General features: G+C 65.5%; 12 protein-coding genes. 3 read left to right on the forward strand and 9 right to left on the reverse strand.

Going from position 1 to position 9,134, the window contains the following annotated elements; translation table 11 throughout:
- The 8 genes from VMR03_RS01485 to VMR03_RS01520 all read right to left on the reverse strand — a co-directional run.
- On the reverse strand, window positions 1-271 hold a 271-nt coding region (locus VMR03_RS01485), incomplete at its 3' end, for a glycosyltransferase N-terminal domain-containing protein (protein WP_325401567.1).
- The gene (locus VMR03_RS01490) at window positions 268-1,014 is read right to left on the reverse strand and encodes a lysophospholipid acyltransferase family protein (protein WP_325401569.1); all 747 of its coding nucleotides are present in this window, start codon (window positions 1,012-1,014) and stop codon (window positions 268-270) included. The genes VMR03_RS01490 and VMR03_RS01485, both read right to left, overlap by 4 nt.
- A gap of 8 nt (window positions 1,015-1,022) precedes the next feature.
- The gene (locus tag VMR03_RS01495; RefSeq protein ID WP_325401571.1) at window positions 1,023-2,912 is read right to left on the reverse strand and encodes an ABC transporter ATP-binding protein; all 1,890 of its coding nucleotides are present in this window, start codon (window positions 2,910-2,912) and stop codon (window positions 1,023-1,025) included.
- A 177-nt stretch (window positions 2,913-3,089) separates the two neighbouring features.
- Window positions 3,090-3,635 carry a TspO/MBR family protein gene (locus VMR03_RS01500; protein WP_325401573.1) on the reverse strand — a complete coding sequence of 182 codons (546 nt, stop codon included), beginning with the start codon at window positions 3,633-3,635 and terminating at the stop codon, window positions 3,090-3,092.
- Window positions 3,632-3,862, reverse strand: a complete 231-nt coding sequence (locus VMR03_RS01505; RefSeq protein WP_325401575.1) for a DUF4170 domain-containing protein — start codon at window positions 3,860-3,862, stop codon at window positions 3,632-3,634. The genes VMR03_RS01500 and VMR03_RS01505 overlap by 4 nt, the downstream gene beginning before the upstream one ends.
- Before the next feature lie 53 nt (window positions 3,863-3,915).
- Window positions 3,916-4,728 carry a 3'(2'),5'-bisphosphate nucleotidase CysQ gene (locus VMR03_RS01510; RefSeq protein WP_325401577.1) on the reverse strand — a complete coding sequence of 271 codons (813 nt, stop codon included), beginning with the start codon at window positions 4,726-4,728 and terminating at the stop codon, window positions 3,916-3,918.
- Window positions 4,715-6,082 carry a TldD/PmbA family protein gene (locus VMR03_RS01515; RefSeq protein ID WP_325401579.1) on the reverse strand — a complete coding sequence of 456 codons (1,368 nt, stop codon included), beginning with the start codon at window positions 6,080-6,082 and terminating at the stop codon, window positions 4,715-4,717. The genes VMR03_RS01510 and VMR03_RS01515 overlap by 14 nt, the downstream gene beginning before the upstream one ends.
- 108 nt (window positions 6,083-6,190) lie before the next feature.
- A complete protein-coding gene (locus tag VMR03_RS01520; RefSeq protein WP_325401581.1) occupies window positions 6,191-6,592 on the reverse strand; it encodes an MAPEG family protein in 402 nt (133 codons plus the stop codon).
- Between the two features lie 91 nt (window positions 6,593-6,683).
- On the opposite strand from VMR03_RS01520, the gene VMR03_RS01525 reads away from it, so the two are divergent.
- The gene (locus VMR03_RS01525; RefSeq protein ID WP_325401583.1) at window positions 6,684-7,202 is read left to right on the forward strand and encodes a macro domain-containing protein; all 519 of its coding nucleotides are present in this window, start codon (window positions 6,684-6,686) and stop codon (window positions 7,200-7,202) included.
- 2 nt (window positions 7,203-7,204) lie between these two features.
- Here VMR03_RS01525 and VMR03_RS01530 read toward each other — a convergent pair whose 3' ends face one another.
- The gene (locus VMR03_RS01530; protein ID WP_325401585.1) at window positions 7,205-7,792 is read right to left on the reverse strand and encodes a hypothetical protein; all 588 of its coding nucleotides are present in this window, start codon (window positions 7,790-7,792) and stop codon (window positions 7,205-7,207) included.
- A gap of 346 nt (window positions 7,793-8,138) precedes the next feature.
- Here VMR03_RS01530 and VMR03_RS01535 point away from each other — a divergent pair, with 346 nt between their 5' ends.
- Together VMR03_RS01535 and VMR03_RS01540 are read left to right on the forward strand one after the other, a co-directional pair.
- Window positions 8,139-8,741 (forward strand): cytochrome b, encoded by a 603-nt coding sequence (locus VMR03_RS01535; RefSeq protein WP_325401587.1) that lies wholly within the window; start codon window positions 8,139-8,141, stop codon window positions 8,739-8,741.
- Window positions 8,738-9,134: YceI family protein (locus VMR03_RS01540; protein ID WP_325401589.1), on the forward strand; the 397-nt coding region annotated here is incomplete at its 3' end. The genes VMR03_RS01535 and VMR03_RS01540, both read left to right, overlap by 4 nt.

The following is a 9,134-nucleotide window of genomic DNA, read 5'->3' on the forward strand; positions in this document are numbered from 1 at the left end:
GGTCGATCAGCGGCAGAACAGAGAGGGATTCGCCGACGCTGGCGGCGTGAATCCAGACGAGCTTTCCATGAGGACGATCGAGAGAGGGAATGCCGCAACGCTCGGCGAGACGATCCGCGTCTTCCTTGCCGCGCCGCATCCGGAGCGCGAGCAGTAGCGGCAGGGCTGGGCCGAGCGCGCGGGTGGCGAGGCGATAGGCGGCATAGCCCAGTCCGGGGCGCTCCGCCGACGTCCGGACCGGGGCCGGGCTGCCGGTCGCCGCGCCGGTCAAAGGACCGTCGCTCCGGCGGCCTGCGTCTTCGGTTTGCGGCCGACGATGCGCTCCGCCTCCTCGCTCACGGCGTTGAGGCCGTCCTCGACGCGGCGGCGCGCATCCTCCAGCGTTTCCGGATCGGCATCGCGCGGCACGTAGATCGGCTCGCCCCAGACCAGCGCGCCTTTGGAAAAGGGCAGGTTGATCGTGAACTTGTCCCAGTTGTTCAATTGCACGCGCGCGCGCGTCGTCGCCGCGACGGGAACGATCGGGCAGCCGGACAGCCGCGCCAGCATGACGATGCCGTCGCCGGCCTTGCGCGCCGGGCCCGGCGGCAGGTCGGCCGTCATGCCGACCGAAATGTTTTCGCCGAGCGCGCGCACCATGGCGCGGAGCGCGCCGGCGCCGCCCTTGCCCCTGTGCTTTTCGCGCCGTTCCTCGCCCTTGGGTACGCCGGAGCCGCGGATCGTGCCGACACCGAGGAAATGCATGATCTGCGAGACGATCTCGCCGTCGCCATGACGCGAGACGAGAATGCGCATCTCGCGCCAGTTATGCCAGAAGGTCGGCAGGATCAGGTTCTGTCCGTGCCAGGTCGCGCCGATGAAAGGTTCGTCACCGGTCCAGAAGCGGGCCGCGATGTCGCCGCGCCGCACCTCGAAGCGGCTGGTGCGGCGGACGAGCTTGATGAGCAGGGCGGCAAGAAAGGCAACCGCCGTCTGCATCCCTTCGCTCTTCAAGATCTGCTTGCCCAGCGACATGCCCGATCTCACGCTCGCGCGACGACGGCCTTGACCGCGGTGTCGGCCTCCGGCGCTGTCTCGTCGTCTTCGGGAATGTCGCGCTCGAATTGCGACCGCGACAATTCGGCGTAGAGACCGCCTTGCGCGACGAGCGAGGCGTGATCGCCGGATTCGAGAACCCGGCCGCCGTCGATCACATAGATGTTGTTCGCATGCTTGATGGTCGAAAGGCGATGCGCGATGACGAGCGTCGTGCGGCCTTCCATCAGGGCGGAGAGCGCGGTCTGCACCTGGAGCTCGGAGGCGGTGTCGAGCGCGGAGGTCGCCTCGTCAAGCAGCAGGATGGGCGCGTTCTTCAGCATGGCGCGGGCGATGGCGATGCGCTGCCGCTGACCGCCGGAAAGCTTCATGCCGGCCTCGCCGACCCGGGTGTCGTAACCCCGGGGAAGCGCCATGATGAAATCATGGGCGGCGGCATTGCGCGCGGCGGTTTCGATTTCGGCGGCGGTGGCGTCCGGACGCCCATAGGCGATGTTCGCGCGCACCGTGTCGTCGAAGAGGAAAGGCTCCTGCGTAACCAGCGAAATCGACTGGCGGAGCGAAGGGAGCGTCACGTCGCGAATATCCTGGCCGTCGATCAGCACGCGGCCGGAGGCCGGATCGTAGAAGCGGGGCACCATGTTGAGCGTCGTGCTCTTGCCGCCGCCGGAGGGGCCGACGAGTGCGACCGTGTGGCCTCTCGGCACGTCGATGCTGACGCCTTTCAGCGCCGGCGTACCGTCGGCATAGGCGAAGTGGACGTTCTCGAAACGGATCGCGCCGGCGCTGATCTCGATCGGCTTGGCGTCGGGCAGGCTGACGATCTTCGGCTCGATGTCGAGAATGGGAAAAACGCGCGCCGCCGCCGCGACGCCTTCCTGCATGATGGTCTGGGTGTTGGCGACCGATTTCAGCGGCTGATAGGCGAGCATCATCGCGGAGATGAAGGCCATCAACTCGCCCTTGGTCAGATGTGCGTCGATGACGGCGAGGCCGCCGAAATAAATGACGCCGGCAATACCGACGCCCGACAACGATTCCGTCAGCGGGCTCGCCTTGGCCTTGGCGCGGAAGCCGCGCATCGCATGGCGCAGCACCGTCTGCACCGAACCCGTCACCCGCGCGATCTCGCGCTCTTCCTGATTATAGGCCTTGACGACGCGGATGCCGCCGAGCGCCTCCGAGATCTGGGCGGTGAGATCGCCCGTTCCCTCGAGACCCTGGCGCGACGCCTTGCGCGTCTTCTTGCCGAGCTTTCGCATGTAGAGCATGCCGAAGGGGATGACCGAGCAGCCGAGCAGCGCGAGTTTCCAGTTCATGAAGAACATGCCGCCCATCAGCGCGATCACGGTCAGGAAGTTCTGCGTGAAGTCGATGATCGACATGGTCACGGTGTCGCGCACGCGGCCGGCATCCGTCATGAAGCTCGAGATGAAACGGCCGGAATGGGTGTTCGCTATCCAGGCGAGGTCGGCACGCATGATGCGCGCGAACATCCGCGACTGGATCGCCGAAATGATCTTCTGCCCGATCGCGTTCTTGGTGATGTTGGTCGTATAGGCGGCGCCGCCCTTGAAGGCGGAGACGGCGACGGTGCCGACGGCAATCAGCACCAGCTTCGTCATGTCCTTGTTGTCCAGCACTTCGTCGAAGACCTGCTGGATCAACCAGGGGAGGATGCCCGTCGTGCCGGCGACGACGACGCTGCCGAGCAGGGAGAGCACGACCAGGCGCCAGTTCGGCCAGAGATATTCGGTCGCCGTCCGCTTCAGGACGTCGAACGTCTTCATCTCGTCCTGCGCCGACTCGACGACCTGCCTCCGATGTCCCTTGCTGTGCACATCGGCTTTTTTCTCCGGTGCGGTCGTGTCGCTCAAAATGCGGCCTCGTCAGATGTGCCGGCGGGCATGGGAGATTGGCAAAGCCGGCATGGAGCCAGCTTTCCGGCCCGGACCATATCACGGTGGGGTTGCAGCCGCCACCGCGTTAGCGCCCGCCTTATATAAGGTAAATGCCCGGCCTGGCTAAGTTTTCCGCCTGCTCCGGCCTCTTTATCAGCGGTTCAAAAGCCAGACCGCCAGGCTCAGATAGGTGGCGAAGAGCACCCAGGCAAGGTAGGGGAACAGCAACGCGGCCGCGAGGCGGTTGATCCGCCAGAAGGCGAAGATCGTGGCCAGAATGGCGGCGAGCAGCGCGAAAATCTCGATGGCCGCGCCGGCTGTGCTGTGCATCCCGAAAAAGATCACGCTCCAGGTGAAATTAAGCATGACCTGGGCGGCAAAGATGGCCAGTGGCGCGCCCGCGGCCGGGAAACTTCCGGCCGAGCGCCAGATCAGCCAGCCGGAGAGGCCCATCAGGAAATAGAGGAAGTTCCAGACGACCGGGAAGACCCAGTTAGCGGGTGTCAGCGCCGGCTTGCGGATCGTCTCATACCAGCCATCGACGTTGTTCGAGGTGACGAAGCCGGCCGTCGCCGCGAAGACGAAGACAAAGGCCAGAAAGCCAAAAAGGAGGAGGATCGACAAAGCAGCGCCGGGTGGCCCGGATACCGGTTCGGACGGGGTCTGTCCGCGCCGCGAGGGTTCGATCCCGCCGTTCATTCTCTGTGCTCCGTTTCCGGGTCGAGCAGACGATGCAGATGGACGATGAAGTAGCGCATATGGGCGTTGTCCACCGTTCGTTGCGAAGCGGCTTTCCAGGCCCGGTAGGCGCTTGCGTAATCCGGGAAGATGCCGACGACATCGAGATTGGACGTATCGCGGAAGTCCGTGCGCTCGAGATCGCTCAGCTCGCCGCCGAATACGAGATGCAGAAGTTGCTGGGACACGCGCACTACCCCGCCGAAGCGTCAAACCCGAATCAGTTTAGCACGACAGCCCGTCAAGATGGCAGCGCCAGATGCCCTACCCGCTCGAAGAGGGCGTCATAAAGACGGGGCCCCGCTGCGAGCAGGCTTCTGTGGCGCGGCAGCTCCCGGTTGTAGACGAGGGGCTTGCCGTCATGGGTTGTGAAGCGGCCGCCGGCCTCGCGCAGGATCAGATCGGCGGCGGCGAGGTCCCAGTCGTTCTTGGCGGTGAGCGCCAGCGCCGCGTCGGCTTCGCCGCAGGCGACGAGGGCGATGCGGTAGGCGACCGAATTGCGTTCGACGATGTCCATCGGTGGCCAGGGTTCGGGCCAGGCGGGATGCCGGAACATCGGTCCATGCGCGGCCATGCGGCAGCCTTCGATCTCGCTGCGGTCGCTGACGGAGATCGGCATGCCGTTCCGCGTCGCGCCGCCGCCCGCGGAGGCCTCGAAGAATTCATCCGTCGCCGGATTGAAGAGGACGCCCATGACAGGCGCGCCATCCTCGACCAAAGCCACGGAGAGGACGAAATGGGGCTTGCCCTTGGCGAAGGCGCGCGTGCCGTCGATCGGATCGACGACCCAGACGCGCGAGCGCCCGAGGCGGGCGGGGTCGTCCTCGGTTTCTTCCGAGAGCCAGCCGTAATCGGGCCGTTCCACGGCGAGACGCCTTTCGAGGAGGTCGTTCACGGCAATGTCGGCCTCGGTGACGATGCTGTCGCCGAGCTTCAGCCATTTCTTGAGTTCGGTCTGATAGAAAGTGAGCGCGAGCGCGCCCGCCTCGCGGACGGCCTCGACCATCAGGTCGCGATCCTCGGCGCGCGTGAAGAGCGTCTCAGGTGCCTGCAACGGTCATGCCCTCGACGCGAATGGTGGGTGCGTTGGTCGCATGGCGGAAAACGAGATCGCTCGCCGGGACCATGTTGAGGAACATGTCCTTCAGATTGCCGGCGACCGTGATCTCGCTCACCGGATAGGCGATCTTGCCGTTTTCGATCCAGAAGCCCGACGCGCCGCGGCTGTAGTCGCCGGTGACGCCGTTGACGCCCATGCCGATCAATTCGGTGATGTAGAGGCCTTCCTTGATGTCGGCCATCAGCTCTTCCGGCGGGAGCGAGCCCGCCGCCATGTGGAGGTTGGTCGTCGAGGGCGAGGGCGGGCCGCCGGTGCCGCGCGCCGCGTGACCGTTGCTTCTGAGGCCGAGCTGGCGGGCCGAGGCGGTGTCGAGAAGCCAGGTCGTCAGCATGCCGTCGTCGATGAGCTTCATCGCGCGATTGGCGACGCCTTCGCCGTCGAACGGCTTCGAGCGGAGGCCGCGCTTTCGATGCGGATCGTCGACGATCTCGATGCCCTCGGCGAAGACGCGCTTGCCCAGCGCGTCCTGGAGGAAACTCGATTTGCGCGCGATGGCGGCGCCGGAAATCGCGCCGGCGAAATGGCCGACAAGGCCCGACGAGACGCGCGGATCGTAGACGATGGGCACCGATTGCGATCTGACCTTGCGCGGTCCGATGCGGCGCACCGCGCGCTCGCCCGCCAAGCGCCCGATATCGGCCGGGCGGTCGAGGTCGGCCTGATGGCGCGTCGAGGAATAATCGTAGTCGCGTTCCATGCCGGTGCCGTCACCGGCGAGGACGGAACAGGAAATCGAATGAGACGTGCCGGAATAGCTGCCCGAGAAACCTTCGCTGGTGACGAGCGCGATGCCGGAGCGGCCCCATTGCGCGCCGGCGCCGCCGGAATTGGTCACGCCCTCGACGGCGAGCGCCGCTTCTTCGGCTTCCCCGGCCGCGGCGGCGAGCGCTTCGGCGGAGGGCGCGGGGGTCGGATCGTCGATGTCGAGGTCGGGAAATTCGCGCGCCAGAAGATCGCGGTCGGCGAGCGTCGCGTAAATGTCTTCCGGCGCGACGCGGGCCATGGCCACGACGCGTTCGATCAGCGGCTTCAACGAGCGTTCCGAGAGATCGGTGGTGGAGACGACGGCCTGGCGTTTACCGATGAAGACGCGCAAGCCCACGTCGCGGCCTTCCGAGCGCTCCACATCCTCGAGCTTGCCGAGGCGCCAGGAGACGCCGAGCGACTGGCCTTCGAGGACGATCGCTTCGGCCGCTTCGGCGCCGGCCTTCAAGGCGCGATCGACCAGCATTGCGGCGGCATCGAGGACGCCGTTTCGATCGGAAGGCGTGAGTTTTTTTTCGGCCATCGGGCGGGGCTCTCTTTTGAAGGAGCCCGCATGAAAAGGGCCCCGGCCTTTATATAGAGGTCGGAGCCCGAAGGGAAAAGGACGGCAGGTCCCCGCGCCTGAAGGTTTCTACATCAGCGCGTAGTAGAGGCAGGCGACGCCGGCGATGAGCTGGCCCGCCCAGGTGAGCACCGTGCCGACGAGGCGGGGCGGCGTCGATTTGCGCGCGGCGTTGAGAAGGCCGATCGCGTGCAGAATCCGGCCGGCGGTCAGAAAGATGCCGGCGACATGGATCACATAGATCGAGGCCGAGAGAAGATGCAGCGTAACGAGACCGATGAGCACGATCGGCGTATATTCGACATTGACCACATGGGCGCGGTTGGCGTTGTAGAGCTTCTCGTCCTCGCCCGTGCCGGTCATCACGTTCGAGCGGACGCGGTTCGCGGAGACCTGGTAGGCGAGAAAGAGATTGATCAGGAGATTGAGACCGACATAGACGCCGACGATCTCCAGCGAATAATTCAACATGGGGCCCTCCGAATGGGATCACGCTCGGCAGCACGCATCGCGCAGGCGTGATTCGTTGTTGCCGCGAGGACGCTAGCATGCCGAGGTGATTATGACACCCATCGAGGCGGGCATCGAAATTGTGGTGGGCGACATCACGCGGCTGCATGCAACCGCGATCGCCAATGCCGCGAACGACGCGCTGGCGCCGGGCGGGGGCGTTTGCGGCGCCATCTTCAGGGCGGCGGGACCGGGGCTCGCGGACGAATGTCGCGCGATCGGCCATTGCCCGACGGGTGAATGCAGACTCACGAAGGGATATGCCTTGCCGGCTGCGTGGATTCTCCATTGCGTCGGCCCGGTCTGGCATGGCGGAGGACGCGGCGAGGCGAAGCTGCTTGCGGCCTGCTATCGCGCCGCGCTGGCGATCGCGTGCGAACGGTCGTTTGAAAGCGTCGCCTTTCCGGCGATCTCGACCGGCATCTACGGCTATCCGGCGGATCAAGCGGCGCGCATCGCGGTCGATGCCGTGCGGGTTCATATGGCGGGGCACGAATTTCCGCGGCGCGTGGCGCTCGTCGCCTTCGACGAGGTTCAGGCCAAGCCGCTCAGGACCGCGCTCGAAGGTTGACCTCAGAGGAAGCCGAGAGGGCTCTGCTCGGGAATGCCGTGGCCGAGGTCGATCCAGCCGCCTTCGATCCCTTCCTCGACGGCCGCGACATATTCGGCCGGATGGGCGAGCGCGCTCGTCGAGGCGCGGACCAGGAACGCGATCTGGCAGGCGTCGCGCGCCTCGTCGACGACCGGAAAGCCCGTGACCTCGAACTCGAAGAATGAATTGTCCGTAGACAGAGCGACGATGCGCTCCCACACGCCGCAGGGGCGCGTAATCATCTCGATGCTGGTCCGGTAGGCGTGGGGGCGCATATCCTCGCGGATCATGTTGAGGAAGTCGTTGCCCGGTATGTCGCGCGCGGCGACCGCCGCAAGATGTTCGCCGGCGAGAACGACGGGAAGGCTCATGCCCAGACGATCGGGCTCGACGACGCCGATGGTCGGCAGAAGTTCGGCGAAGAGCGGCGAGAAAAGCTCGTGCTGGCCCATGAAGGCGCGGGCGCCGCAGATGGCGTTGCGGAGCTGTTCGAAGCGGACGCTTTCGGGTGAGCGGCGGTCGTTCGTCGCGCCGAAGAAGGTGGCCGTGGCGAGGGCGGGCTGGGACATCTGAGGGATTGCCAGGAGGGAACGGAACTGTGCGGGTTCCCCTCGATAGCGAAAACCGCCGCCGCCAACAACGGCTCCGGGGCCCATATCGGGTACGCCAAGCCATGATTTTCGCCGATGTGGGGCGCGGGCCACAGTTTTGCCTTTCCTCGCGGGGAGGCAAGGGGGCGCCCTTTTCCCGGTGGAAGGCGCTTTGCCGCGACGTCATGCAAAAATAAAAGATATCCTCATTATATCGGGGTGCCGCCACCCCCATTTCACGCATTCGTGACCGGCTTCCGCATTGCGGAAGGCGGCACGCTCCGGGCATTGTGCGCGGGGGCGGGCAGGGCAAGGACGAAGGCTCATGCAGCTTCGCAATAGCGAGATCCGTTTCGGCCTCGTCGCCGTTTTTCTGCATTGGCTGATCGCCGTGCTGTTCTTCGCCATGATCGGGCTCGGCCTGACCATGACGGCGCTCGCGCTCACCGATCCGCTCAAATTTCCGCTCTATCAGCTCCACAAGTCGATCGGCGTCACCATTTTCGCGCTGGTCGCCTTGCGGCTGTCCTGGCGCGCGACCGGCACCGTGCCCGCGCTGCCGGCGACGCTCACACCTTTCGAGCGGGTGGCGGCGCGGCTTACCCATTGGGGGCTCTACGCAATCCTGATTGCAATGCCGCTGACGGGATGGGTGATCGTGTCGGCGTCGCCGCTCGGCATTCCGACCGTGCTTTACGGGCTCGTGCCGTTGCCGCATCTCGGCTTCGTGGCGACGCATCCCGACAAGGCGACGATCGGGAGCGTGGCCTCGATCGTTCACGAAGGGCTTGCCTGGAGCGGCATCGCGCTCGTCACGCTGCATGCGGCGGCGGCGCTGAAACATCATTTTTGGGACAGGGACGGCGTGATGCTGCGGATGCTGCCGTCCAGAGTTCATTTCTCGCGCGCCAAGGAGAGCACCCGATGACGCATTTTTTCCGATCGCTCGTTCTCGTGATGTCGATGACGGGGATGGCGATGTCCTCGGCGCGCGCCGCCACCGGCTGGACGGCGGAGAAGACCCCCGCGACCATTTCCTGGGAAGGGACGCAAGGGGGGAGCGTCTTTACCGGCCATTGCGGCGGGTTCGACGCCGATATCGTTTTCGATCCCGACGATCTCGCGCATTCCTCCGTGAAGGTCACCATCGACATGGCGAGCTGCGTCACCGGCGAACAGCAGAAGGACGCCTATCTGCCGCAGGAGGGCTGGTTCAACGTCGCGTCTTTCCCGAAGGCGGTGTTCGAGGCGACGAGCTTCCGCCATGAAGGCGGCGACAAATACGTCGCCGACGGAACGCTGACGCTCAAGGGCGTGACGA

This window comes from Parvibaculum sp., from assembly GCF_035511255.1.
In the GTDB taxonomy this organism is placed as follows: domain Bacteria; phylum Pseudomonadota; class Alphaproteobacteria; order Parvibaculales; family Parvibaculaceae; genus Parvibaculum.

What these genes read in the sequence shown, in the direction of transcription:
- VMR03_RS01490 (WP_325401569.1), bottom strand. Translation starts at nt 1,014, where the DNA reads ATGTCGCTGGGCAAGCAGATCTTGAAGAGCGAAGGGATGCAGACGGCG.
- VMR03_RS01500 (WP_325401573.1), bottom strand. Translation starts at nt 3,635, where the DNA reads ATGAACGGCGGGATCGAACCCTCGCGGCGCGGACAGACCCCGTCCGAA.
- VMR03_RS01515 (WP_325401579.1), bottom strand. Translation starts at nt 6,082, where the DNA reads ATGGCCGAAAAAAAACTCACGCCTTCCGATCGAAACGGCGTCCTCGAT.
- VMR03_RS01520 (WP_325401581.1), bottom strand. Translation starts at nt 6,592, where the DNA reads ATGTTGAATTATTCGCTGGAGATCGTCGGCGTCTATGTCGGTCTCAAT.
- VMR03_RS01525 (WP_325401583.1), top strand. Translation starts at nt 6,684, where the DNA reads ATGACACCCATCGAGGCGGGCATCGAAATTGTGGTGGGCGACATCACG.
- VMR03_RS01530 (WP_325401585.1), bottom strand. Translation starts at nt 7,792, where the DNA reads ATGTCCCAGCCCGCCCTCGCCACGGCCACCTTCTTCGGCGCGACGAAC.
- VMR03_RS01535 (WP_325401587.1), top strand. Translation starts at nt 8,139, where the DNA reads ATGCAGCTTCGCAATAGCGAGATCCGTTTCGGCCTCGTCGCCGTTTTT.